20 protein-coding genes are annotated in these 25,039 nt (G+C 46.7%); 14 read left to right on the plus strand and 6 right to left on the minus strand.

Features of this window, described 5'->3' with window-relative positions:
* The first annotated feature begins 55 nt into the window (after nucleotides 1–55).
* The 5 genes from ACQY6Q_RS17980 to ACQY6Q_RS18000 are packed head-to-tail and all read left to right on the plus strand — an operon-like array spanning nucleotide 56 to nucleotide 7,543.
* Nucleotides 56–1,828 (plus strand): extracellular solute-binding protein, encoded by a 1,773-nt coding sequence (locus ACQY6Q_RS17980; RefSeq protein WP_427983552.1) that lies wholly within the window; start codon nucleotides 56–58, stop codon nucleotides 1,826–1,828.
* Between the two features lie 6 nt (nucleotides 1,829–1,834).
* Nucleotides 1,835–2,929, plus strand: coding sequence for a microcin C ABC transporter permease YejB (locus tag ACQY6Q_RS17985; RefSeq protein WP_427983554.1), 1,095 nt, complete (start codon nucleotides 1,835–1,837; stop codon nucleotides 2,927–2,929).
* Nucleotides 2,929–3,981, plus strand: a complete 1,053-nt coding sequence (locus ACQY6Q_RS17990) for an ABC transporter permease (RefSeq protein ID WP_427983555.1) — start codon at nucleotides 2,929–2,931, stop codon at nucleotides 3,979–3,981. The genes ACQY6Q_RS17985 and ACQY6Q_RS17990 overlap by 1 nt, the downstream gene beginning before the upstream one ends.
* An 11-nt stretch (nucleotides 3,982–3,992) precedes the next feature.
* A complete protein-coding gene (locus tag ACQY6Q_RS17995) occupies nucleotides 3,993–5,564 on the plus strand; it encodes an ABC transporter ATP-binding protein (RefSeq protein WP_427983556.1) in 1,572 nt (523 codons plus the stop codon).
* Nucleotides 5,565–5,599: 35 nt separating this feature from the next.
* Complete coding sequence (locus tag ACQY6Q_RS18000; RefSeq protein ID WP_427983558.1) at nucleotides 5,600–7,543, plus strand: transglycosylase SLT domain-containing protein; 1,944 nt, start codon at nucleotides 5,600–5,602, stop codon at nucleotides 7,541–7,543.
* Here the strand turns inward: ACQY6Q_RS18000 and pdxH are convergent.
* Nucleotides 7,533–8,186 (minus strand): pyridoxamine 5'-phosphate oxidase, encoded by a 654-nt coding sequence (gene pdxH / locus ACQY6Q_RS18005; protein ID WP_427983559.1) that lies wholly within the window; start codon nucleotides 8,184–8,186, stop codon nucleotides 7,533–7,535. The genes ACQY6Q_RS18000 and pdxH overlap by 11 nt on opposite strands.
* A gap of 197 nt (nucleotides 8,187–8,383) precedes the next feature.
* Here pdxH and ACQY6Q_RS18010 point away from each other — a divergent pair, with 197 nt between their 5' ends.
* The 7 genes from ACQY6Q_RS18010 (at nucleotide 8,384) to ACQY6Q_RS18040 (ending at nucleotide 15,915) form a co-directional block, all read left to right on the plus strand.
* A complete protein-coding gene (locus tag ACQY6Q_RS18010) occupies nucleotides 8,384–9,403 on the plus strand; it encodes a LacI family DNA-binding transcriptional regulator (RefSeq protein WP_427983561.1) in 1,020 nt (339 codons plus the stop codon).
* A 293-nt stretch (nucleotides 9,404–9,696) separates the two neighbouring features.
* Entirely contained in the window at nucleotides 9,697–10,530 is an 834-nt protein-coding gene (locus ACQY6Q_RS18015; RefSeq protein WP_427983563.1) for an SDR family oxidoreductase, read from the plus strand.
* Nucleotides 10,530–11,543 carry a low-specificity L-threonine aldolase gene (ltaE, locus tag ACQY6Q_RS18020; RefSeq protein ID WP_427983564.1) on the plus strand — a complete coding sequence of 338 codons (1,014 nt, stop codon included), beginning with the start codon at nucleotides 10,530–10,532 and terminating at the stop codon, nucleotides 11,541–11,543. Before ACQY6Q_RS18015 ends, ltaE begins: the two co-directional genes overlap by 1 nt.
* Before the next feature lie 10 nt (nucleotides 11,544–11,553).
* A complete protein-coding gene (locus ACQY6Q_RS18025; protein ID WP_427983565.1) occupies nucleotides 11,554–12,825 on the plus strand; it encodes a CinA family nicotinamide mononucleotide deamidase-related protein in 1,272 nt (423 codons plus the stop codon).
* Between the two features lie 91 nt (nucleotides 12,826–12,916).
* Nucleotides 12,917–13,924, plus strand: coding sequence for a protein-methionine-sulfoxide reductase catalytic subunit MsrP (msrP, locus tag ACQY6Q_RS18030; RefSeq protein WP_427983566.1), 1,008 nt, complete (start codon nucleotides 12,917–12,919; stop codon nucleotides 13,922–13,924).
* 8 nt (nucleotides 13,925–13,932) lie between these two features.
* Complete coding sequence (locus tag ACQY6Q_RS18035) at nucleotides 13,933–14,559, plus strand: sulfite oxidase heme-binding subunit YedZ (protein ID WP_427983568.1); 627 nt, start codon at nucleotides 13,933–13,935, stop codon at nucleotides 14,557–14,559.
* 495 nt (nucleotides 14,560–15,054) lie between these two features.
* Nucleotides 15,055–15,915, plus strand: a complete 861-nt coding sequence (locus ACQY6Q_RS18040; protein ID WP_427983569.1) for a patatin-like phospholipase family protein — start codon at nucleotides 15,055–15,057, stop codon at nucleotides 15,913–15,915.
* Between the two features lie 236 nt (nucleotides 15,916–16,151).
* Here the strand turns inward: ACQY6Q_RS18040 and ACQY6Q_RS18045 are convergent, their stop codons facing one another.
* Nucleotides 16,152–17,108: a hypothetical protein gene (locus ACQY6Q_RS18045; RefSeq protein WP_427983570.1), complete on the minus strand. Its 957-nt coding sequence runs from the start codon at nucleotides 17,106–17,108 to the stop codon at nucleotides 16,152–16,154.
* A gap of 617 nt (nucleotides 17,109–17,725) precedes the next feature.
* On the opposite strand from ACQY6Q_RS18045, the gene ACQY6Q_RS18050 reads away from it, so the two are divergent.
* Entirely contained in the window at nucleotides 17,726–18,700 is a 975-nt protein-coding gene (locus tag ACQY6Q_RS18050) for an alpha/beta hydrolase family protein (protein ID WP_427983572.1), read from the plus strand.
* Between the two features lie 711 nt (nucleotides 18,701–19,411).
* On the opposite strand, the gene ACQY6Q_RS18055 is transcribed toward ACQY6Q_RS18050, so the two are convergent.
* The 3 genes from ACQY6Q_RS18055 to ACQY6Q_RS18065 all read right to left on the minus strand — a co-directional run bounded on the left by ACQY6Q_RS18055 (nucleotide 19,412) and on the right by ACQY6Q_RS18065 (nucleotide 22,907).
* Nucleotides 19,412–20,374 carry a sensor domain-containing diguanylate cyclase gene (locus ACQY6Q_RS18055; RefSeq protein ID WP_427983573.1) on the minus strand — a complete coding sequence of 321 codons (963 nt, stop codon included), beginning with the start codon at nucleotides 20,372–20,374 and terminating at the stop codon, nucleotides 19,412–19,414.
* Between the two features lie 156 nt (nucleotides 20,375–20,530).
* Nucleotides 20,531–20,986: a lactoylglutathione lyase gene (gene gloA, locus ACQY6Q_RS18060; RefSeq protein ID WP_427983574.1), complete on the minus strand. Its 456-nt coding sequence runs from the start codon at nucleotides 20,984–20,986 to the stop codon at nucleotides 20,531–20,533.
* 46 nt (nucleotides 20,987–21,032) lie between these two features.
* Nucleotides 21,033–22,907 carry an MOSC N-terminal beta barrel domain-containing protein gene (locus ACQY6Q_RS18065; protein ID WP_427983576.1) on the minus strand — a complete coding sequence of 625 codons (1,875 nt, stop codon included), beginning with the start codon at nucleotides 22,905–22,907 and terminating at the stop codon, nucleotides 21,033–21,035.
* A gap of 308 nt (nucleotides 22,908–23,215) precedes the next feature.
* Between ACQY6Q_RS18065 and dinB the strand changes: the two genes are divergently transcribed.
* Entirely contained in the window at nucleotides 23,216–24,301 is a 1,086-nt protein-coding gene (gene dinB / locus ACQY6Q_RS18070; RefSeq protein WP_427983578.1) for a DNA polymerase IV, read from the plus strand.
* Here the strand turns inward: dinB and ACQY6Q_RS18075 are convergent.
* A partial coding sequence (locus tag ACQY6Q_RS18075; protein WP_427983579.1) for a M20/M25/M40 family metallo-hydrolase occupies nucleotides 24,298–25,039 on the minus strand: 742 nt, incomplete at its 5' end. The genes dinB and ACQY6Q_RS18075 overlap by 4 nt on opposite strands.

Genomic DNA, 25,039 nt, shown 5'->3' on the forward strand with positions numbered 1-25,039 from the left:
GGGCTCGATCTTAGTTAAGTTAATGATTCAATTAACCCAAAAGGAAGCGCATATCATGAAATGGCTGTTTTCGGCTTGTTTATTACTGCTGGTTCACCTTGCCCATGCCGAACAATTCGTGCGTTCCCACGCTTTAGTGATGCACGGAGAGCCGGCCTTAGCGGCTGACTTCCCTCATCTCCCTTATGTTAACCCTAATGCGCCTAAGCAAGGCAGTATTACCCATGAAGCGCAGGGAACTTTCGATACATTTAACCCTTTCATCGTAAAAGGTAATCCGGCAGCCGGAGTGGGGCAAATCTACGATACCTTATTAAGCGCTAACCAAGATGAAGCCTTCGCCCTCTACGGCTTATTAGCTGAGACTATCGACTTACCCGCCGATCGCTCTTGGGTGCGTTTTAATCTACGCCCACAAGCTCGCTTTCATGATGGACAGCCTGTGACCGCCGAGGATGTGGTATTTACCTTTAATCTATTGATGGAGCAGGGCGCACCATTTTATCGCGCCTATTACGGCAGTGTTAAATCGGTGAGCGCAGAATCCAAGTTAAGTGTTCGCTTCGATTTTGTGGATGGTTCAAACCGAGAATTGCCGTTAATTTTAGGTCAGCTACCGATATTGCCTAAACACTTTTGGCAACAGCATGACTTCAGTAAAGCTGATTTAACCCTGCCTTTAGGTTCTGGCCCTTATCAAATAAGTGAATACGATACTGGCCGCTCGGTTAGTTATAGCCTAGTCAAGGATTACTGGGGTAAAAACCTCGCGATTAATCGCGGGCGTTATAACATCGCCACAATTAACTATGAATATTACCGAGACTCGTCGGTAGCTTTAGAAGCATTTAAGGCAGGGCGTATTGACTATCGTTTAGAAACTAGTGCTAAAGATTGGGCAACTGCCTATACGGGGCCAATGTTTGATAGTGGTAAGGTGCATACCGATGTACTGAAAAACGAAAATCCACAGGGCATGCAGGGCTTTGTATTTAATACTCGCCGTGAGATGTTTAAATCGCGGGATATTCGTAAAGCCATTGGTTTATTATTCGACTTTGAATGGACCAATGAGCAATTGTTTTATGGTGCTTATAAGCGCACCGAAAGTTATTTTGCTGCTTCGGAATTGGCCGCAACCGGTTTTCCTGAAGGGGCAGAGCTAGCCTTATTAAGTCCGTTTAAAGAGCAATTACCCAAGGAGCTGTTTACTACTCCATTTAGCTTGGATAAAACCCGCGGCGATGGCAACGTGCGTCCGCAAATGCGCGAAGCTTTGGCTTTATTGAAGGGCGCGGGGTGGCAATTAGACAAGGGTAAGCTGGTGAACGCTCAAGGACAGCAAATGCATATTGAGTTTTTGCTGTATCAAAAAAGTTTCGAACGCATCGTTCTACCCTATACCCGCAATTTACAAAAAATCGGCATTAGCACTGAGATTCGCTTAGTGGATGTGTCGCAATACGTGAATCGAGTGCAAAGTTTTGACTTTGATATGGTGGTAGGGAGCTTTGGCCAATCCTCCTCTCCGGGGAACGAGCAACGAGATTTTTGGGGCAGTAAAGCCGCCGATCATGTGGGTTCACGAAATATCATCGGCATCAAAAATCCGGTTATTGACCAGCTTATTGAAGCGGTGATTGCGGCTGGCGACAGAGACGCGTTAATCGCCGCCACGCGGGCTTTGGATAGAGTGTTATTATGGTCTTACTATGTGGTTCCTCAATGGCATTTAAATGCCTGGCGTGTGGCTTATTGGGATAAGCTGAAACGTCCTGCCCGTAATCCTAAGTATGGCTTAGGCCTTGATAGCTGGTGGGTAGAATAACAATAAATGACTAGCTATATTGTTCGTCGTTTACTGCTAATGATCCCCACTTTGTTGGGGATTATGACACTTAATTTCATCATTATTCAGTCGGCCCCTGGTGGGCCTGTTGAACAAGCTATCGCTAAAATTCAAGGCATCGATACTTCCGCGACGCGGCGCGTGGATTCGGGCATTGATACTGAAATCATCCAAAGCAACAATGGGTCAAGCTCTAGCAGTCACTATCGCGGTGCACAGGGGCTTCCTGCCGAGTTGGTGCAAGAATTAGAGCAACTCTATGGTTTTGATAAACCCTTGTATCAGCGTTATTTTGAGATGCTGGGTAACTATCTACGCTTTGATTTTGGCGATAGTTTCTATCGCGATAGCTCGGTAGTGGAATTGATTCTAGAAAAAATGCCGGTGTCGATATCGCTAGGTTTATGGACCACCTTATTGGTTTATGGCATTTCCATTCCCTTGGGGATCCGTAAAGCGGTACAACATGGCAGTCGCTTCGATGTGTGGAGTTCAACCCTTGTCACCATTGGTTTTGCCATTCCTAACTTCTTGTTTGCCATTATGTTGATTGTATTGTTTGCTGGAGGCAGTTATTGGGACTGGTTCCCACTGCGTGGCCTTACCTCAAGCAATTGGGATGAACTAAGCTTACTGGGTAAAGTTGGCGATTACTTTTGGCACTTAGCCTTACCTGTGACGGCGATGGTGATTAGCAGCTTTGCTACGCTGACTATGTTAACTAAAAACTCCTTTCTCGATGAAATCAATAAACAATATGTATTAACCGCTCGCGCCAAGGGCCTAAGCGAGCGAGGCGTGTTATACGGTCACGTATTTCGTAATGCCATGTTGTTGGTGATTTCCAGCTTGCCAGCGACCTTAATAAGTATTTTTCTCACCGGCTCATTTATGATTGAAGTGATTTTTTCGCTAGATGGCCTAGGTTTACTCGGTTTTGAAGCGGTGGTGAATCGTGATTATCCGGTAGTGTTTGGTACCTTGTATATGTCGACTTTAATTGGGCTGATTTTAAAGCTCATTAGTGACATCACTTACACCCTGATTGATCCCCGAATTAACTTTGAGGGGAGACAATAATGGGGGTACTAGCACAGTGGCAACGAATAAAAGCCAGTCCAATTAATCAGCGTCGTTGGTCGCAGTTTAAGGCTAACCGTCGTGGGCATTGGAGTTTTTGGATCTTTATCGTGTTGTTTTTTATCAGCTTGTTTGCTGAATTTGTGGCGAACGACAAACCGATTGTGATCCGCTATCAGCAGCAGTGGATGATGCCGATTTTTCAGCAATACAGTGAACTGGATTTTGGTGGGGATTTAGATATCGAAGCCGATTATGCCGATCCTTATATTCAAGAGCTGATTACCCAGCAACAGGGCTGGATGTTATGGCCACCAGTACGCTTTTCTTACGATAGTATTAATTTTAATTTAAGCGTTCCGTCTCCATCACCGCCTACTGCAGAGAATTGGCTGGGCACCGACGACCAAGGGCGAGACGTTTTTGCCCGCTTGTTATATGGCTTTCGCCTATCGGTGGTGTTTGCGCTGGTATTGGCCATTAGCAGTTCGCTGATTGGAGTCGCTGTGGGCGCAATGCAAGGCTACTTTGGTGGGCGAGTTGACTTGTTTGGCCAGCGTTTCATTGAGATTTGGTCCGGCATGCCGCAAATGTTCCTGTTAATTATCCTATCTAGCTTGGTACAGCCTAGTTTTTGGTGGCTATTAACGATTCTTTTGCTGTTTAGTTGGATGAGCTTAGTGGATGTGGTTCGCGCCGAGTTTTTACGCGGACGAAACCTTGAGTATGTTAAAGCAGCACGGGCCTTGGGGGTGGGGGATAGTGCGATTATGGCGAGACACATTTTGCCTAATGCGATGATTGCCACGCTTACCTTTATGCCATTTATTTTCATCGGTGGCTTAACTGCCTTAACCGGTTTGGATTATTTAGGTTTTGGTCTGCCACCGGGCTCGCCTTCCTTAGGGGAAATGGTGGCTCAAGGTAAAAATAACTTACAAGCCCCTTGGCTGGGCATTACCGCCTTTTTCTCTATGTCGATTATTTTGGTGTTGTTGGTATTTATTGGCGAGGCAGCACGAGATGCCTTTGACCCAAGAAAGCGTATTTAGGTAGCTGAGTAATGAATAAGTTATTAGAAGTTAAACAGCTATCGGTTAGCTTTGGACAAGCACAAACAGTGGTGAAGCCGCTCAGTTTTGACATCTATCAAGGCGAGATATTGGCCTTGGTGGGAGAAAGCGGCTCGGGTAAGTCCGTTACCGCCTTATCTATTTTGTCCTTACTCGGCGAAAGCGCCCAGCTTAGTGGAGAAGTTTATTTAGAAGGGCAATCGATCCTCAACCAACCCAAACAGTTGCTGCAAGCCTTGCGGGGCGATCAAATCTCGATGATTTTTCAGGAGCCTTTAAGCTCATTAAATCCGCTGCACAGCGTTGAAAAGCAAATTAGTGAGGTATTGTTTATTCATAGAGGCTTGAGTAAACAACAGGCGCGTAAGCGGGTACTGGAGCTATTGGACTTAGTGGGCATTAGTGAACCGGAAAAACGTTTAAACAGTTTCCCTCATCAGTTGTCTGGTGGGCAGCGCCAGCGGGTGATGATTGCCATGGCGCTGGCGGTGGAACCCAAGTTGCTGATTGCCGATGAACCAACCACCGCTCTGGATGTAACTATTCAGCGGCAAATTCTTGAGCTGATAAAAGATCTGCAGCAACAGTTGGGTATGGCGGTCTTGTTAATTAGCCATGACCTCAACGTAGTGCGTCATTATGCTGGTCGAGTGGCAGTGATGAAAGACGGTGAGCTAGTGGAAGTCGAGCATACCGAACAACTGTTCTCAAATCCGCAGCATCCGTATACCAAAATGTTGCTGGATTCTGAACCGGTGCGCGGCGAGTTACCACAAGCTCAGCAAGAGTGTTTATTGCAAGCCCAGCAGTTGAAAGTATGGTTCCCTATTAAGCAGGGTTTATTGCAACGCACGGTTGATCACATCAAAGCGGTTGACGGTATTGATTTTAAGTTACACCGAGGGGAAACCTTAGGCGTGGTGGGCGAAAGTGGTTCGGGTAAGAGTACCTTAGCTCAGGCGGCGCTGCGCTTAATCGACAGTGAAGGCGAGCTTTACTTTAAGGACCAGTCGCTTAGCCAATACAAAATGAAGCAGATGCGGCCACTGCGGCGTTATTTACAAATTGTTTTTCAAGATCCCTTTTCTAGCCTTAGCCCGCGGATGTCGGTATTGCAAATTATTGGCGAAGGTTTGCAATTGCACTTTAAACTTAACCCAGAGCAACTTGAGCAGCGAGTGGCGCAGGCTTTACAAGATGTTGGTCTAGAGCCAGGTAGTATGCATCGTTATCCCCATGAATTCTCTGGCGGCCAGCGTCAGCGTATTTCTTTGGCACGAGCCTTGGTATTGAAGCCCGAGGTATTGATTCTGGACGAGCCTACCTCAGCCTTAGACCGCACGGTGCAGAAGCAATTGCTAGAATTACTTAAAAAACTACAAGTAAAATATAATCTTAGCTATTTGTTCATTAGCCATGATTTAGCTGTAGTGCGAGCACTCTGCCATCGAGTACTGGTAATGCAAAATGGACAGATGATTGAGCAGGGCGAAACCGAACAAATTTTTTCTCAGCCTAAGCAAGAATATACTCGCCGATTGATCGAAGCTGCGTTAATCTAAATACGAGTTGTTTGGTTTGATGGGGCGCCATAATCATGTTTCAGCGGTATTGGCGAGTCGTTGTATGGGTAAGCTGCATGGTTTGCTTGAGCGTAGCTCAAGCTGGTCAATTGACTTCCCAGCAACAGTCATACAAAGATGTGCGGGAGCTGCAACGTAAGCAGCAATGGCAAGAAGCCGAGCGCTTGATGGCGCAATTGGCCGACTATCCCTTGCTTAATTATCTTCAGTATTACCAGTTGCGTGGCCAATTGCAGCAGGCCTCGTTGGCCCAAGTAGAGCAATTTATTAGCCACAATCCCCAGTCTCATTTGAGTTCGGCGCTGCAGCGTCGCTTCATGCTGGAACTGGCTCGACGCGAGCAATGGCAAGCCTATCTCGATTTTTATCCGCAGCAACCCAATAGCGTTGATTTACAATGCCATCATTTCTACGCCCAACTGCAAGTGGGTAACACTGGCCAAGCTTGGCAGGGCGCCGAGCAGTTATGGTTGTATGGCCGCTCTCGGCCCAAGGCCTGTGATGTTTTGTTTGAGCGCTGGGAGCAAGCGGGACAAATTAGCAATGACTTGCGTTGGCAACGCATGCTGCTTAGTTTTCAGGCTAGACAGTTGGGCTTGTTAAAATACCTAGCAAAAGCTTACTCTGGCAGCGATAAAGCCGATGCCAAGCTACTGTTACAGGCTTATGCCAAACCGATGTCGGTTATCAGTTCTGGCAAGTTAAACTTGGGCAACTCTGCTCGCCATCGCGATATTACCTTGATGGCCATTAAGCGTTTGTCGCGCCAAGACTTAGATGCTGCGGTGGAACACTTACAGCGTTGGCAAAAAAAATTAGCCAAGTCTGCTGCGCTTTACCGCAGCGTGGAAGCCTATTTAATTCGCCGAGTTATCGATGAACCTAGTCCGCCATTATTAAAGTGGGCGGATAGGCAACTGCGTTTGCATCCTGATAGTGCCATCATCGAGAGGCGCATTCGTCTCGCTATTGCGGAGCTAGATTGGCCGCAAATTGGGGTGTGGATTGCTCGTTTGCCGCAGGCCAAACAAGGCCACGAACATTGGACCTATTGGCAAGCTCGCGCCTTAGTGGCTCTGGGCCAGCAAGAGCGAGCCGAACCGACCTTGCAAGGCTTAGCCAAAGAGCGCAGTTACTACGGCTTTTTGGCGGCGCAGTTTTTACAGCAGCCCTATCAGTTAAGCGAACAGCGCCATCAAACCAGTCAAGATGTACTACAACAACTAAATCAGCACCCTACGGTATTAAAGGTAAAAGAGTTGCTGGCCTTGGAGGAGTACTACTCGGCCCGTAGTGAGTGGAGCGAGATGTTGCGACGTTCCAGTTTACTGCGTCAGTTAGATTTAGGAGTACTGGCCCTAAGTAATAATTGGCAGGACCTGGCCGTGCAAGCGTCCATTGTTGCCAAGCAGTGGGATCAATTAGAAATGCGCTTCCCGCTTAGCTTTAGCAAAGAGTTTGAGTATTTTGCGAACAAGCGCCATCTAGAAGCTAGTCTGTTGTACGCGCTAGCGCGCCAAGAAAGTGCCATGTACCCACTGGCACAGAGCCCAGTGGGGGCTCGCGGTTTGATGCAGCTAATGCCTGCTACCGCTAAAGAGACGGCGCGAAAAATTGGTTTTAGTTATCGCTCCCGCCAACAGTTGTTTGAGCCTGAAGATAACATTCGCTTAGGCAGCGCCTATTTCGATGGGCTAATGAATCGTTATCAAGGTAATCGTATCTTAGCGGCTGCAGCCTACAATGCCGGGCCTCATCGGGTGAATCGTTGGTTGGATGAACGTGGTGATGTGCCAGCCGACGTCTGGGTGGAGTCGATTCCCTTTCGTGAAACACGGCATTACGTGCAAAGTGTACTGGCCTACCAACTGGTATACCAATATCGGCGTCAACAGCAGCTAAGCCCGTTCCTTACGCCGAACGAGCTTGCTTACCCTTATGGAAAATCTAAGGGCTGAGTCGGTCTACTTTCCAGCCTTTAGCATCGCTGGTGTAACGGAAACGGTCGTGCAGACGGTCAGCCTTACCTTGCCAAAACTCGATGCAATCGGGGATCACTCGGTAGCCACCCCAAAATTCCGGTAGGGGAACTTCGCCACCGGAAAATTTTTCTTTGTAAGCAGAGACTTGCTGCTCTAGTACCTGGCGGTTAGCAATAACCTGACTTTGATGGCTGGCCCATGCGCCAACTTGGCTGCCACGGCCACGGCTATGAAAGTAGTTTTCCGACTGCTGGTGGCTGACACGCTCAACTCGCCCTTCAATGCGAACTTGGCGTTGTAATATGTTCCAGTGGAAGGTCAGACAAGCTAGCGGGTGATTGTCTAATTCTTGGCCTTTGCGACTGCTGTAATTGGTATAGAAGACAAAACCTTTTTCATCGTACTCTTTTAACAATACCACTCGGGCAGAAGGGCGACCATCTTCACCCACCGAGGATACGGTCATTGACTCGGGCAGCACAATGCCAGACTGCTCAGCCTGTTTAAACCACGTTTCAAATAGTTCGAAGGGGTCTTCGGTTCCTGTGGGCTCCGGTGGTGACAGCAACACTCCTTGGCCCAAGGTAAGTGCACAGCGTATTTTACTTAACAGTGACATAATTCATTTGCTTAATTAGTTGATGAAACAGATAAAACTTTGCATCAAGGGAAGCTAACAACATAGCTATTTATTGATCTTAGTTTACACTCTGAAGCACAGTTTAACTATCAAGTTTTGCTTTGGCTTGGTATAGTTTTGCCTGATGAAAGTTTCAAATTAATTCTGCTCAGGCAGATGAAGAGAGGGTAAGTAATTTGGCCACTATTAAAGACGTTTCTCAGTTGGCAAACGTGTCTATTTCGACAGTATCCCGTGTCATTAACAATACTGCCCAAGTTGCACCAGAGAAGCGAGAGGCTGTGCTTCGAGCAATGGATGAGTTGCATTATCGGCCTAATAGTTTCGCTCAGGCTCTTGTGAGTAAGCGTTCCGACTGTATTGGGTTGATTGTGGGTGACTTAGGTGGCGGTCCTTTCTTTGTGCAAATGATGAAAGGCATAGAAGAAGTGGTTGATGAATCAGACAAGTACACCATTGTGATGTCTGGTCACCATAGCGCAGAAAAAGAACGTCATGCGATTGATATCCTATTACAACGTCAGTGTGATGCGGTAATTGTTCACTCAATGGCATTAAGTGATGAAGAGTTAAGTGAAATTGCAGATTGCGATACACCATTTATTTTCATTAACCGCCTCGTTCCTGGTTTTGAAAATCGTTGTGTTTACTTGGATAACCATCAGGGCTGTTATAAGGCGACCACTTTCTTATTGGATAAAGGCCATAAAGATATTGCGTTTATCACTACCGATGATTTGTCGTTTACCGACGGAGTAGAGCGCTTATCGGGTTACCGTCATGCGATGGAAGAGCGTTTTGGTCCCTTGAATGAACAGTTGATCGCTCGTGCTTATCCCGATGAGGTTGGCGGCAGTTTAGCGGTGGAAAAACTCCTAGAGCGTGGTGTAGAGTTTAGCGCCATTGTGGGTTACAACGATTCGATGGTGGCAGGGGCCTTGTCGGCGTTACGTGACCGTGGTTTTGATATTCCACGGCAAATTTCGGTAGTGGGTTACGACGATAATCACTACGCACGTTTTGTTCATCCCAAATTAACCACGGTACGCTACCCAATTGAAGATATGGGCAAGCGTGCGGCGCAATTGGCGATAGATATTCTTGAGTCAAAAGGGGATGAAATGGGCCCAAATATCTTGGATTTAAAATTCCACCCAGAATTAATCGTGCGTGACTCGGCTGCAGATAAATTGTGATCTCAATCAATAAATCTAAATAAGGCTGCTTGCAGCCTTTTTTTTTGCTTGAGTTGAAAAGGTTTTCTGGTATCGTTTTCACATCGAATGCAACTGTTAGCCGCATTTGAAAATTGAGTTTGAGATGACTTAATTGAAACTTTCCCGCTGTATAGGGTTGATTGAATTACTTAGCTTTTCTAGGTATCAACAATTCTAAAAAACTTGCTGTTACGACCTAATTCATTAGGTCGTTTTTTTTTGCCTGCGTTTCACTGCATAATAGCCAAATCAACTGATATAAAGGAAAAGCGGTGATTAAGCGAATTAGTATTGTTGGCTGTGGTTGGCTGGGCTTGCCCTTGGCACAAAGTCTATTGCAGCAAGGGTTTCACATTCTCGGTTCGAGGCGTCAATTAGCTGAGTTAGATGAATTGCATCATCTCGGCATTGAGGCTTATCAGCTAGAGCTTAATCCCAAAATTGACTCAAATAATATCGCTGCCTTACTCGATTGTGACTTGCTGATTATTAACATTCCTCCTCGAAGAAAAACCAATACTGCCGAATTTCATATTGCGCAAATTCAGCACTTGTTGGATGCCGCCGAGCGCTATCAAGTGAAACGTGTATTGTTTATCTCGTCGACCTCGGTATACGGTGCCCAGCAAGGTCTAGTGGACGAATCCGCGCCTCGCCAGCCAGAGACTAACTCGGGAATAGCCCTAAAGCAGATAGAAGACGACTTGCTCAATCGCCAGGCTTTTCAGGCGAGTGTCTTGCGTTTTTCCGGCTTAGTGGGCGGGCAGCGTAAACCGGGACGATTTTTATCGGGTAAAACGGTGAGCGGAGCCAGTAGTCCTGTTAACATCATTCATCGTGATGATTGTATCGCTTTGATTAGTCGTTTAATTCAGCGCGACCAATGGGGGGAGTGTTTTAACGCTTGTTGCGATCAGCATCCGTCGAAACAGGCGTTTTATAATTTGGCGGCGCAACAACTCGGTGTGGCTCCTCCCCAGTTTGATGAGCAAGGCGGTAGCAACAAAGTCATTAGCAATCATAAAATTAAAAGCAGTTTAAATTATCAATTTCAGTTTCCCGATCCAATGGCTTGGTTACAGGCAAATAAAAAAGAGGCAGAATAATGAGTGATTTTAGAAGTGATACCGTAACCCAGCCGAGTCAGGCAATGCGCAAGCTAATGGCACAAGCCGAAGTGGGCGATGATGTTTATGGTGATGACCCTACGGTGAATCGCCTGCAGGATTATGCCGCAGAGCGCATGGGCACCGAGGCCGCCTTATATTGCAGCTCTGGGACTCAGGCTAATTTATTGGCGATTATGGCGCACTGTCAGCGTGGTGATGAATATATTTGTGGCCAACAAGCGCATAACTACAAATACGAAGGTGGCGGTGCTGCGGTATTAGGCAGCGTACAACCGCAGCCGATAGAAAACAGCAGTGACGGCAGTTTAGATTTAGCCAAGGTGGCGGCTGCGATTAAAGCCGACGACTTTCATTTCGCTCAGACGCGTTTGTTGTCTTTAGAAAATACCATTGGCGGCAAGGTACTGCCTCAAGCTTATTTGGCTAGCCTACGCCCCTTTGTTGAACAACATAAGCTGAGTCTTCACCTCGACGGTGCGCGCTTGTTTAATGCGGTAGTAAAAAGCGGCGAAGATGAGCGCCAAGTAATTGCGCCCTTCGACAGCTTTACCATTTGCCTATCTAAAGGCTTGGGTGCGCCAGTGGGCTCCTTGTTATTGGGCAGCGAGGCTCTAGTTGCTCGAGCTACCCGTATTCGTAAGATGCTGGGTGGCGGTATGCGCCAAGCCGGTATTATTGCGGCGGCGGGTTTATATGCGTTAGAACATAATGTGGCTCGCTTGGCAGACGACCATGCCAATGCCTTGTTGCTGGCCGAGCAGCTAGCCAGCATTGAGGAGCTAGATTGTGACCCGAGTGCGGTACAAACCAATATCGTTTACGCCCAGTGCCGCAAAGGACAATCCGCCGCGCTTGCTGGTGCCTTGGCCGAGCAGGGGATCTTGATGTCGGCAGGCTCTCCGATGCGCTTTGTTACTCACCTCAACGTGGGCGAGCAAGATGTTCAACAGCTAGTAGCGGCTATTAAGCAGTTTTATCGCGGACTTTAAGGAAGCAATAATGAGAATAGAAATGCTGAGTACCGGTGATGAAGTGTTACAAGGTGACATTGCCGATACCAACGCGGCTTGGTGTGGCCAAGCGCTCAGCGATATGGGCTTAAGCTTTAGTCGCCGACAAACCGTTGCCGACAACTTGGACGACATTGTTGATGCCATGGCGCAAGCTGCCAAACGTAGTGATTGGGTATTGGTGAACGGTGGGCTTGGGCCAACTTCTGATGACTTAAGCGCCGAGGCGGCCGCCCGTTTACTGGGCACGGAACTAGAGCTTAACCAAGATTGGTTAGCTAAATTACAAGCTTGGTATCAGGCGCAAGATACCCCAATGCCTAGCAGTAACCTTAAGCAAGCAATGCTACCTAAAGGCGCGGCCTTAGTTGATAACCCCATTGGCACCGCCTGTGGTTTTATAATTGAATATGCTGGTGCCCAACTCATTTTTACTCCTGGTGTGCCCAGCGAGTTTAAACAAATGCTTCAACAGCAATGGTTTCCGCTGCTGGCCAAGCAGCAGCCACAAGCACAGGGCGAAGTAAAACGCTTTTATACTTTTGGCCTTTCTGAGTCATCCTTGAGCGATCGTTTAGATGGATTTGCCTTACCCGAGGGAGCGCGTCTAGGGTATCGCTCGGCGCGCCCCAGCATCGAGGTGAAAGTCTTTTACCCGCGTCCCGAGCCGCAGTTTACTGCGTTAATTGATTCGCTACGCCAGCAACTGGGCGAGCATGTATTTTCTGAAGATCAAGCCGACTGGGCCTTGCATCTGCAACAGTTGATGATAGCGCAAAACAAAAAGCTAGTGCTTGCTGAGTCTTGCACCGGCGGTATGCTCGCCAGTGAGCTAGTGGCCGTAGCAGGCAGTTCTGCCTATGTGGAGCGCGGTTTTGTTACCTACAGCAACCAAGCCAAACAGCAAAGCATAGGCGTGCCTGAGTCCTTGCTTGCTGAATATGGCGCGGTGTCTATTCAAACCAGCCAAGCCATGGCAGAAGGCGCATTGCGCCATAGTGAAGCCGACATAGCGCTGTCTATCACCGGCATTGCTGGGCCCGGTGGCGGCAGTGAAGAAAAACCGGTAGGCACCGTGTGTTTTAGTTTGTCCGACGGTAAACGTTGTTTTAGCCAACAGCTACAAATGTTTAATCGAAGTCGCTCGGTGGTACGTATTATGTCTACAGCCGTTGCCATGGACATGTTGCGCCGTTATCTAACAGGCTTGCCAGTAATGGGTGATTATCAGCACCTTAAGCGGGTTGTCAGTAAGATGTAAGTCATGCAAAGTGTTGTGATATTGCGGTCTTTTTTGCAGCAAAGTGAAATTTATTCGGCACTGGTGTGGTCTGTTCTAAAAAGGAGATGCTATGTGGTTGAAAATTAAACGTGACTGGGAAGAGCCTGAATCTGCGGTAACCCCAGAAGCGCTGTTTAAGCAGCGCCGCAATATCATTAAAGGTTTGGCGGTAGCCGGTTCTGCTGCGGCGCTGCCTGGTGTTGGTCAGGCTGCCTCTTGGTTTGGCAGTGACGAAGACGACAAAGCCGCTTTAGTACGCAAGGCCTTAACTAAGACAGATATTCCCCCCTTGCATAAGGACGCCTTAACCCCTGAATCAAAGGCGACCAGCCATAATAATTTCTATGAGTTTGGTACCGGTAAAAACGACCCCTTAAGAAACAGCCGAGAGTTTAACCCTCACCCGTGGACATTCACCATCGACGGTTTGGTGGAGCAGCCTCTGACGCTAGACCTAGACGAAGTAATGGCAAGCATGGCGCTTGAGCAGCGCATCTATCGCTTGCGCTGCGTAGAGGCTTGGTCAATGGTGATCCCTTGGGTGGGCTTTAGTTTGAGCGAGTTGCTAAAAAAGGTTAAGCCACTGTCTTCCGCTCGTTATGTGGCCTTTGAGACGCTCTACGATCCCGAACAAATGCCCGGTCAGAAAAGCCCATTCATTGGCGGCGGTATCGATTACCCCTATGTGGAAGGGTTGCGCCTAGACGAAGCGATGAACCCTCTCACTTTTCTGGCGGTGGGCATGTACGGTAAAACCTTGCCTGCGCAAAATGGCGCACCGCTACGCTTAGTGGTGCCGTGGAAATACGGCTTCAAGAGCATTAAGTCGATAGTGCGGATCCGCTTTGTGGAAAATATGCCACCCACCACTTGGAACCTACTCGCTCCACATGAATACGGCTTTTATGCCAATGTGAACCCGCAAGTAGACCACCCACGTTGGAGCCAAGCCAGCGAACGTAGAATTGACGATGCCGGCTTATTGGGGCGCAAACGTATTCCCACCGAGTTGTTCAATGGCTACGGCAAACAGGTGGCGCATTTGTATAAAGGCATGGATTTAAGCCGTTACTTTTAGGAGTGCCAATGAGCAAATTGCTAAACCGCTGGCTACAAAGCTATCGATGGCAGCTAAAGGCGCTGCTCCACCTCGCGCTGTTAAGCCCTTTAGCTTATTGCGTGAGCGCAGTACTAATGCAGTGGTGGGGCGGTGACCCAGTTCAGCAAATCATTCACTATCTTGCCAATAGTGCCTTAAATATCTTGCTACTGACATTGTGCTTAGCGCCGCTTTCTCGGCGCTACAAAGTCCCAGCCTTACTGGCGTTTCGCCGCTTAATCGGCCTATACGTATTCGCCTATGCTAGCTTACATTTGAGTGCCTATTTGCTGTTTGATTTAGCCTTAGATTGGTCGCTATTTGCCGAAGAGCTGGTGAAACGCCCCTACATTTGGCTAGGCATGTTGGTCTTTTTAGTGTTGTTAGCCATGGCCGTTACTTCCTTTAAAGCCCTGCAACAGCGAATGGGGCAGCGCTGGCTGCAATTGCATGGTTTTATCTATCCGCTGAGTTTGCTGGTGGTGGTGCATTTTTGGTGGTCACTTAAGTCCGGCTACCTAGAGCCTTTGATTTACGCGGCGATATTTTTGGGACTGTTCTGGCCACGGCGTAAGCAAATCAGCCGCTGGTATAAAAGCTTTGCTAGAGGCTAAAGTTCGCTTATGAAAAATGGCGCTATGTTTTCGCCTCACTCACCTTACTTCCTTAAACGTTCGCCTCGCTGATACTAAAACTCCGTTAAGCCATAATTTGTGAGTAAGGTGGTTGGCTTGTTTAGCTTTTTTGAGTCTTGAAGTTTAAAGAGCTGCACTCTCGGATCAGTATTTATTCTGCGATTTTTACCTTTGGTGTACCTGAGCTCTGATGAAGGTTTGGGCTACAGTTTTTTGTTAGAGCTAACTCTCAACGGGTAGAGAAATACAATCCATGCTCAGTCGAGCAGCTAATGACTGTTTTAGAGCAATTCGGGGGTGACAGCGACTTTAATATAGCACTTTAATACGCGTACCATTTGCTGATGATAATACTAATAATGGCTAATAATCAGACGTTTACAACGTTCTTTTAGTTGGAAACTGTGCACGAGAATTGGTTAGCCGTGGTATTTGCGGTAGGCTAGTGTTTTGACTCTACGGATTCGGACTCAAATGGCACAGCAAATTGGCCCAAATGCACTCATCGTGGAAGGTGGCGCGATGCGAGGTGTTTTCTCGTGTGGCGTGCTGGATAGCTTTTTAGCGCAGGATTTTTCTCCGTTTGACAGCTTTTGGGGAGTATCGGCTGGCGCCAGTAATCTTGCGGCCTATCTGGCCAATATGCCAGGGCGAAACCTGAAAATTTATACCGATTACAGTTGTCGCCGTGAATTCGTCCGCCCCGGGCAGTTTCTGCGCGGTGGTGATTTAATGGATCTGGACTGGATGTGGACGGTGACTCTGGCCGAGCTGGGGATAGACATGCATACCCTCAAACAGGAGTCGCGGCCGTTTTTTCTGGGAGTGACGCGACAGGATACGGGCGCTGCAGAGTACCACACGCCGGAGCTTGCGTTGCTGACCGAAACGATGAAAGCCAGCAGCGCCGTGCCAATAGCCTACCGTCGCGGAGTGTTACTCGGCGGTGTGCCGTACGTTGACGGTGGCGTTGCCGATGCGATTCCGGTTGCTGAAGCCATGCGCCGCGGAGCCAAGCGGATTATGGTGCTGCGCAGTCGTCCGTCGGCGTATCGCAAGTCTCCAGTGAAAGCTCCTGGTTTGATGCGTCATTTACTGCGTCATACCCCTGCTTTGATTGAACCCATGTTGACACGGGATATTCGCTATAATCAAGCCGTGGATCTCATCGAAAATCCGCCTCATGGTGTGGAGATTGTGCAAATATGTCCGCCGGATAATTTCCAGCTGAAAAGGTTGAGCCGTGATACCAAATCCCTACAACAGGCATATCAAAATGGTGTCGAAGCCGGTAACGGGGCGATCAAGGCGTGGAATAGGGCTTACAGTTTTTAAGCTAAAATGCTTGTTATCAATTTATCGGCTGGTGATGTGAACGCTCTTCCAGCCGTTCCTTTCTTGACTGGTTAGACTCTCTCGCGTTATTTGCCCAAAATAACTACATAATCAATGGTTGGTTTTGATTTTATATTGGGTATCTAGCTTAAAACGAAGCTTTCTGGCCTTAATGATACGGGGAGCGAGCAAATGAGCAGTATATGATCCGCCTGCTCGGCAAGCTTAATGTATCATCAGGCTTTGACTTGGCTCAATACGCGGGTTTTGACGCTATTAAATAGCCTATGTCGCCGTTTCCATAACTCGCTTGCGATGATCCCAATGATTAAAGCAAAAAGCGTACATACTGCGGGGCTAGGTTCATGCAGTAGCTTTTGGGCCAGACTACGCGCCTGGAAATGGCAGAGATAAATAAAAAGGGATGACATTGCGACTAGTGTAATCGGCCGTGCAAGTAACTTCGGAAAGGGGATGGCGGGCATCCATAAGGTTGCCAGTAATCCAAAATACATCATCGTCACATTGCCACCAAAGTCATTAATCAAATCATACAAACACACTAAAGTTAACAGCCCAGAGGTTAACAGTTTCTGTGAGGTGGTTTGGCTGAGTGAGATAAGAGCGCCAAGTACAAACATGTAGAACATCAAGTGTGGTAGGCGATCCATTAGCGCATTGGTGTCAAATTGTGACAGGAATAGAAACCGCACAATCACTGAAATGACAGTTGCTACCGCGAAGAAACGATAAGGCTCAATGGTTAATTGCCAACGTAGAGGCTTAATCATCAGAATACATGCAAAAAGAACATAAATTTGGATCAGTACGTCTAAGAACCAATAACTGAAGCCATGGGCGTAGTTAGGGCCCATCAAGTTGCCCATCAGAAACAGACCAAACCAATGAAACTCACCAAAAACACTGTAGAGAAGAATCAAGTAGAGGCAGGTTGGCACAATAATTTTGACCACAAAGCGGAAGTATTTCTGTAAAAAGCTAATCCCTTCTACGGTTTCGGGTTTCTCTGCAGAAAAACCAAACTTGGGTAGAGTAAAGCGGACAAAATTGTAGCCAGAGAGCGCAATTAGGTAAAAAGCACCACCAGTAAGCGCTATGAAACCAAAATGACTTGCTACAATCGCAAAAATAGAAAAAGCACGGAGTAGTACTGAGACTTCTAGGCGTTGCATTCTAATCACTCCCTGTGATCACCTTCCACTATTTGAGACTCGGAGGAAGAGGATGTCAAGTATATTTGATATTGATCACAGAAAAGTCAATTTAGATATATAAATGAATCTATGTTTGTAAGTTCTGATTGGAGATTGGTTAGCTAGCATGTATCCAGCGTGTTTAGTCTAGCAATCAATAGTAGGGTAATCGATCTGCCCAACTACATGATAAGAGCCGAATTTTCCCACTAATACACCTCACGACATTAAATTCCTCGTGTTATTCTCAGACTGCTGTCGGCTCGGATAACCATTCTCTTATCCAGTATCGTAATTTCTTGGGTAATGTTATTCCCCTCTATCTCATCATTTTTAAAGAGGGCTGCGTTATTCCATAATTACTCGGCTTTGTTTTGTTTAGCGTTAGGTTAAAGTCTCGCTAAGCCATGCTTAGTAGCCAATGTTGTTGTTTTTAAATTATTTTTTAGTCTTGTCTTAGGCTTGTTATGACTAAAAGATGTTAATGTTGGTTTGTTTTAGTAACGGCAGCTTAGTTTAATTGTCATTGTTTAGTGATTTAGTTTAGGTGGGCTATTTTAATTTTCTTTAGAGCATATTCACTTGATGGAGGCAAGATGATTAGGTTGATTGCGTCATTATTTTTTGCCGTATCTTCATTCACGTATTGCTTCGCTGAAGAAGTGACCTTTAAACACAAAAATACTCGTTTATCTGGGCATTACCTTGCAAGCACTAATGGCAAACCAGCTAAAGCGATTTTACTTTTTGTTCATGGTGATGGGGCGATGACCTACGATGCAGGAGGCTATTACAATCTTATTTGGGAGCCACTAAGACAAAATGGTTATGCTGTGTTTAGCTGGGATAAGCCAAATGTAGGGGGGTCTTCAGGAGATTGGCTTGAGCAGACCATGTTTGATCGACAATCTGAGGTCTTAGCTGCAATAGACTTTGTTCAACATAGATATAATTTTACTGCTCAAACTACGGGGCTCATCGGTTTTAGCCAAGCTGGCTGGGTCTTACCTGCCATATCAAATCAAAACTCAAAAATGGGTTTTGTTATTGGTATTGGCTTCGCTACTAATTGGGTTGAGCAGGGCCGGTATTACACAAAAATTGACTGTCAATTGGCGGGTAAAAATAAGAAGCAGATCAGCGCTGCTTTAGCTGACTACACTAAAGAAATTTCATTTTTGCTACAGGCTCCATCGTATAGTGAATATGTAAAGTTTGCTGGAAAGAAAGCTATGACCAAAGAGCGTTTTCAGTTTGTCTTAAACAACTTTAAATCGGATGCAAAACAAGATTATTCAGAGATTAAAGTGCCTAGTTTATATTTATGGGGTGAGAAAGATCTCAATGTAAATGCAAAGCAAGAGTTTGCATCTTGGAAAGAGAATAACAATAGTTTCGTCACTACAATGCTAATAGCTAATGCTAGTCATGCAATGTTAAACGCAGATTCATTTAGCGGTCAAAGTATTGGGGCTCTGCAATGGATTAAACTCATGTGGTTAGAGCAAGATGCTTTTGCCGTGGAATTTATACCGACAATTTTAGCTTGGTTAGAACAGCGTAACACTTAGCTATTTGGCTAATGAATTATGATTCTGGCTTTTAGCTCTCTCCCAAAGATGCGTAGGTTAAAACCTTGTGAGACTGATTATTTTTAGGTGCTGGGAATAAGCATGACGGATAAGAAGTATTTAGGTAGCTGTTATTGTGGGTAAACCAATTAAAAATACTTACAGATGCCCTTGAGCTAACTACCTGTGACTGTTGTCTTTTCTCGAAAAGAATGCCCTTATGGTTAAGGTGCATGAAATTTATACCTCTAAAAGATGAAAGCTTGTTGAGCGAGTCGCAGTTTCATACCAAAAATAGCTCTCCACTATTTTTGTAAAACTGTGATATTTATTTCATCGTAAACGTGTTACTTCCGAACATTTCGGCATTAAAGTAGATCGTCTAGAAGGGACTAATCCTAAGAGCATTCCCATTAGAGCAACAATTGGTGCTCTAATGGCATAATGGTTAACTAGGGCGGTTTTAATCTTTGAGTTTATCTTATAAGTCTATATTTTTCTGAAGTGAGCGAGAGTAGATCTAAATACTAGATAACAATTTAAGCACAAAGGCTGTTAGTTACTGCGGTTGTCCACTCTTAATTTTGAGACAAAGAGAGTAAATATTTAACAGGCTAAGGTATTGATATTTTTATAGTTTGTTTGACTTTACTTCGCATTTACCACGTATGAGTAGCCCTTAACCGGGCGTCAAAGTACCAATTCTCTTAGCTACTCACTATTTGGCGACCATAAGGCAAAGTTATTTTTGCCATTGTATTTTACTTGGTACATCGCTTGGTCGGCACGATGTAGGATTTGCTGAAAGTCTTCGTCGTGGCGATGAAAACTACACATGCCGATGCTTAAGCTCACCGACACCGATATGTTCTGGTGGGTGAAGGGGGCCTCAAAGCTGGCTAATAGCTGCTCGGCTAATTGGCTTAATTGTTGTTCTTCACTAAAGGGCACCAGCAGAGCAAATTCATCACCACCAATACGGCCACAGACGCCGTGTTCTGGGCAATGTTTATTAATGCGCTCGGCACATGCGATTAGCAACTTGTCGCCAATGGTGTGTCCGTATTGGTCGTTGATTGGCTTAAATTTATCTAAGTCGATGAACATCAGGGTGCCTCCCACTTCATCGATGCTCTGACAATACTCTTTAAACTGCAATTCAAAAGCATGTCGATTGAGCAGCCCGGTGAGAGTGTCGTGGTGAGCCAATTGTGCTAGACGAACTTGGTCAAGGCGAGATTGGGTGATGTCTATGTGGGTACCAATCACTCGCAAGGGGCGGTGGTTTTCATCATATTCTTGGATGCTGCCTCGGTCTTTCACCCAGCGGGTACTGCCATCCTTATGAATCATTCGATATTCTACGTTGAACTCGTTTGCTTGGCCTTTGATCATTGCTTCAAAGGCCTCAATGGCGAACTCTCGGTCTTCAGGGTGCAAATTAGACTTCCAGTTTTCGTACAGCGCCGCTTGTTCATCTTCAGAAACGCCGCAGATTTTGCCGTATTCAGAGTTATACAAGCTTAAGCGTCCTGAAGGGATGTGCTGTTGCCACAACACCAGCCCACTATCGTGCAAACTGATGTTAAGTAACTTAGTGGTCTCGTCTAGCTGCGCTTGTAAACACTTATTTTGTTGCTGTAGTTCGGCGATGATCCGTTCGCGGTCGTCCATTAGCAGAAGTTTTTGTTTGTTTATAGATTGTTAGCATTTTATCAAGCTTTGGTTGCGTTTTTCTAGCTCGGCATGACGGCTTGTATAACAAAACTAAGGCGAACAGCCAAAACTAGCTGTATCGCCCTATTTACACTTACTGTTAGCGCTGAGTTTTTACCAGCTGCCGGTGCTTGGCATAGAGGCCCAAGGTTCTTTGGGCGCTAAGGCTTCGCCTTGTTGTAGTAGCTCTACCGAAATGCCGTCTGGTGATACTACAAAGGCCATGTGGCCGTCACGCGGGGGGCGATTAATGGTAACACCGGCCTGTTGTAATTTGTCGCATAGTGCGTAGATGTTCTCCACTGAAACTGCGATATGACCGAAATTACGCCCGCCAGTATATTGTTCTTGTTTTCCGTCTTCATCTGGCCAGTTGTAGGTCAACTCTAAACAAGGTGCTTGTTCGGCTTTAACCCGTTCTATGTCTTCGTCGGCGGCCAAGTAAATCAGTGAAAAGCGCCCTTGTTCACTGTCGTAACGGCGAACTTCGCTCATGCCCAGCAGGTCACAATAAAAATGCATAGATTCGTCAAGGTCTCGTACGCGAACCATCGTGTGAAGAAACTTCATGGGGTCTTCCTATCTATTGGTTAAAGTAAGGGTGAATAGAGTTAGTTTAATCATGGGTGATACATAAATCACTCACTGGAATACAACTACAGCTAAGAATGTAGCCTTGTTGCTTTTCTGCATCGCTGAGGCCGCTGTCTTCTAGTTGCTTAACCTCACCACTTTGCAGTTTAACTTTGCAAGTGCCACAAAAGCCACCACGGCAGGAGTAGGGTAATTGTAGGCCTGCTTGTTCAGCTTGTTCTAGTATATTTTGTTGGTTGTTGCCCTGCACATAGGTATCCCAGCTATCAAACAAAATATTAACCGGCTTAGAATCGCTGACGGGCTCCACCGCGTGGCCAAAGCTTTCTTCGAAAATCTCGTCTTGGTGTACACCTAAGGCCAGTAGTTGTTCTTTGGCGTTTTGCATAAAATCTTGTGGCCCGCAGAGGAATACGCTGCGCTCACTAAGATCGGGAATATCCATCAACATGCCGCGATTAAGCCGGCCTTGGTAGCCCTGCCAAGAACTAGATGCCTCTTGGGTGAGGGTGTAATGCACTTGGCAATGTTTGAAACTACTGGCGAGTAGGGCGATTTCTGCTTGAGCCATTAAGTCTTGCTCTCGGCGAGCACTATGTAAAAACACAATGTCTTTAGCTATGTTCATATCGCTTAAATAACGTAGCATCGACAATACAGGCGTAATGCCACTGCCCGCTGACAGTAGCAGCAGTTTATGGTTATTGGTGCGTTGTAGGTGAAAGTCGCCACTGGGGGCGTGTACCGCTAAGCTCATTCCCGGCGTAAAGTGCTGATGCAGCCAATTAGAGGCCAAGCCTTGTTCTAGTTTTTTCACGGTGATGGCTAAGCGCTCGGGGCGGCTTGGTGAACTCGACAAGGTATAGTTGCGGTGCACCGGTTTGCCGTCTATTTCAAAATCAAAAGCCAAGTATTGCCCCGCTTGATAGTCGCACTGGCGATGCGGCGGCGCGGCAAAAATATAGGTGGTTAAATCGTGGGTTTCGGCTTTTTTGGCAATGCATTGTAAATCTATAGTTTCGCCTTGTTGCCAGCTAGGCTTGGTGGGCTCGGCTTGCTTACGTTTGCTAATGTTTTCTGGATAGTGTTCGGGAGTTTTGGTTTCTAGCACTTCCACTGGATCATAAAGGCTAATCGTGCCGCTGTTTAAGGCCACAACATTTTGCCCAAAGTAAACATTGCCATCGTCGCCTTTGCGATATTCCGCCAAGGTAGTTAAAGGCTCCTTAGTGGGATGAAACTTACCGCTGCTTTGGTCTAGGGTGGTGAAGATGCAGCGAGAACAGCCGTTTTGTACTTCAAACTCTACATCGCCAATGCGGAATCGCTTCCAGCCGTCTTCGGCAAAGGCTTCGGTATTTTTCACCACTAGGTTAGGGCGAAATTGCGCCATGCTGTGATTAAGCGTTGAGCGTAGGTTGAGATCTTCCAAGGAGGCTTCTGAAATCAGCAATAGCGGATAGCCATCGGCAAAAGCCACCTGAGTCTCACGCTGTTTTACTAAGCGCGATGAGAGCTCGCCAAAAAACAGTAACTGGCAGGGTTCGCCGAGATAGTGGCTAAACCAAGTATCGTAATCGCCATGACAGTGCTGGCCTTGCACGCTGTCTTTCCATATTTTTACCTCGTGGTAATTCTTGGAAAACTCATCGTAGACGATGTTTAAACCGTTCATGCCCGGCGCGCGTAATTGCAGACCACTAACGGTTAGTGCGCTGTGAATTTGGGCAAGCTTGGGGTGTGTTCTGGCAGTAATTTGATTGCCGCTAAGATCGGCGACTACAAAACGTCGGTCAAAGGCTAAACCGTATTCTTCAACAAATACTCGGTTTAGGTGGATCCCTGCGGTGGATTTGATGGGATAAATACTCAGTTGACTAACACGCGGCTGATTCACTAGCTGATTTCCTTTGTTTTGCAGAGTGTTTTAATACTACTGAAGCAGTGATAATGACACCATAGCAAATGTAAAATTAAGCTTAGAAGCTAGTTTCTAATGCCCATCAGAATAAATATTGGCTCATGCTTGCTACTAGCGACCTTATAGGTTTTGTCGCTAACTAGCTAGCCGCAAGTTAGAGCCTCGCCCTAAGCGTTATATTTGCGCAATGCCCTGCGCATTCACTTATCCCGATTGGTATAAAGCTTGGCATTTATTCTGCCAGTAATTACACTGTATAAAAATACAGTTTTGGGCGTTTTTTAATGGCATCGGCAGTTCACCCGCGAAAAATTATCCATGTAGATATGGATTGTTTTTATGCTGCTGTAGAAATGCGTGACCAGCCACATTTGGCTGAAGTTCCGTTAGCGGTGGGAGGCATGCGCGGGGGCCGAGGCGTGCTAACTACTTGCAATTATTTGGCCAGGGAATATGGCATTCGCTCGGCCATGCCCACCCATAAGGCCTTACAACTTTGCCCGCATTTACAACTGGTGGCGCCGCGTATGGCGGTATATCAGCAAGTGAGCCAGCAAATTCAAGCCATTTTTCATCGGTATGCAGAAGCGGTTGAGCCGCTGTCTTTAGATGAAGCCTACCTCGACGTGAGCAATAGTGAGTTATGCCAAGGTTCGGCCACTTTGATTGCTCAGCAGATCCGCCAAGATATTTTTAATGAAACTGGCTTAACGGCCTCTGCCGGCGTGGCGCCGGTGAAGTTTCTCGCCAAGATTGCTTCTGATATTAATAAACCCAATGGTTTATTTGTGATTTGCCCTGAGCAGGTGAGCGAGTTTATTGAACAATTGGCCTTAGAAAAGATCTCTGGTGTGGGTAAGGTGAGTATTGAAAAGTTACACCAGCAAGGGCTGTACACCGGAGCAGACGTGCGCCGCGCCGATAGAGCACAGTTAAAGCAGCATTTTGGTAAATTTGGCGATATGTTGTGGCTGCGTTGCCAAGGTATTGACGAGCGCGAAGTATCGAGTGAGCGACAACGTAAATCGGTGGCGGTAGAGCGTACTTTTGCTCAAGATGAGGGCGACCCCTGCTTATTGGCCGAGCGGCTAATCGGGTTATTACCGGAGCTGCGGCGGCGCAGTGAACGACACCTACAAGAGGCGAATATCAACAAGTTAGGCGTGAAGGTAAAGTTCGCCGATTTTCGCCAAACCACTAAAGAGCAGCAATGCCAAACGATTGACGAAACCCTATTATTGAGTTTGTTAGACGAGGCCTTAGCAAGAGGCAAGGGTAAGGCGGTGCGTCTCATTGGGGTACATATTGGTTTGGTGCACCCACAGCAAAACCAGTCTGCACAACTGGCTTTGCCGTTTGAGCTTAACTAAGCCTTCGCAGGAATGTTTTGCAATACGCTGAGTAGCAGTTGCCAGTACTTTTCTACCGCGGCAATTTCCACTTTCTCATCGGGGCTGTGGGGGAATTTAATCGTGGGGCCAAACGAGGCCATGTCCCAATCTGGGTAAGCACTTTTAAATAGACCACACTCTAAACCAGCGTGTATCACCATCACCTCTGGACATTGGCCAAATAGCTGCTGGTAGCTTTGTTGAACCACGCTCTTCATGGTGGAGTTATTGTCTGGCTTCCAACCGGGGTAAGCACCGCTATGGCTAACCTTGGCATTACACAAACTAAATAATGAGGCTAAGCTGGCTTCAACTTGTAAGCGGCTGGAGTCAATTAGCGAGCGCACCAAAATTTTAATATCAATGCTCTCTGCGGTTTGGCTAATCACCCCTATATTTAACGAGGTTTCTACCACACCCGGCACTGTCTGGCTCATGCTCACTACGCCGTTGTTGCAGGCGTTTAAGCTGGCCACAATTTGCTGAGATAGGGCTGGGCTTAAACTGTGGCTGGGGCGCTCAATGTTTTCTGCAAGCACTTCAAGGCTGGTTTCAACTAGGCCGTATTCATCTTGCAGCTGGGTAATCTGTTGTTCCAGCAAACTGTTTAGCTCGGCTTGTTTGTCGGCTGGATAAAGTACACTGCAGCTAGCTTCCCGAGGGATCGCGTTACGTAGGCTACCACCTTGAATAGTACTTAATACTGGCTCTAACCCT

This window comes from Agarivorans sp. (assembly GCF_050295395.1).
Taxonomy (GTDB): Bacteria; Pseudomonadota; Gammaproteobacteria; order Enterobacterales; family Celerinatantimonadaceae; genus Agarivorans.

Coding starts and splice junctions, on each gene's coding strand:
- ACQY6Q_RS17980 (WP_427983552.1), top strand. CDS start 56: ATGAAATGGCTGTTTTCGGCTTGTTTATTACTGCTGGTTCACCTTGCC.
- ACQY6Q_RS17985 (WP_427983554.1), top strand. CDS start 1,835: ATGACTAGCTATATTGTTCGTCGTTTACTGCTAATGATCCCCACTTTG.
- ACQY6Q_RS17990 (WP_427983555.1), top strand. CDS start 2,929: ATGGGGGTACTAGCACAGTGGCAACGAATAAAAGCCAGTCCAATTAAT.
- ACQY6Q_RS17995 (WP_427983556.1), top strand. CDS start 3,993: ATGAATAAGTTATTAGAAGTTAAACAGCTATCGGTTAGCTTTGGACAA.
- ACQY6Q_RS18000 (WP_427983558.1), top strand. CDS start 5,600: ATGTTTCAGCGGTATTGGCGAGTCGTTGTATGGGTAAGCTGCATGGTT.
- pdxH (WP_427983559.1), bottom strand. CDS start 8,186: ATGTCACTGTTAAGTAAAATACGCTGTGCACTTACCTTGGGCCAAGGA.
- ltaE (WP_427983564.1), top strand. CDS start 10,530: ATGAGTGATTTTAGAAGTGATACCGTAACCCAGCCGAGTCAGGCAATG.
- ACQY6Q_RS18025 (WP_427983565.1), top strand. CDS start 11,554: ATGAGAATAGAAATGCTGAGTACCGGTGATGAAGTGTTACAAGGTGAC.
- msrP (WP_427983566.1), top strand. CDS start 12,917: ATGTGGTTGAAAATTAAACGTGACTGGGAAGAGCCTGAATCTGCGGTA.
- ACQY6Q_RS18035 (WP_427983568.1), top strand. CDS start 13,933: ATGAGCAAATTGCTAAACCGCTGGCTACAAAGCTATCGATGGCAGCTA.
- ACQY6Q_RS18040 (WP_427983569.1), top strand. CDS start 15,055: ATGGCACAGCAAATTGGCCCAAATGCACTCATCGTGGAAGGTGGCGCG.
- ACQY6Q_RS18045 (WP_427983570.1), bottom strand. CDS start 17,108: ATGCAACGCCTAGAAGTCTCAGTACTACTCCGTGCTTTTTCTATTTTT.
- ACQY6Q_RS18050 (WP_427983572.1), top strand. CDS start 17,726: ATGATTAGGTTGATTGCGTCATTATTTTTTGCCGTATCTTCATTCACG.
- ACQY6Q_RS18055 (WP_427983573.1), bottom strand. CDS start 20,374: ATGGACGACCGCGAACGGATCATCGCCGAACTACAGCAACAAAATAAG.
- gloA (WP_427983574.1), bottom strand. CDS start 20,986: ATGAAGTTTCTTCACACGATGGTTCGCGTACGAGACCTTGACGAATCT.
- dinB (WP_427983578.1), top strand. CDS start 23,216: ATGGCATCGGCAGTTCACCCGCGAAAAATTATCCATGTAGATATGGAT.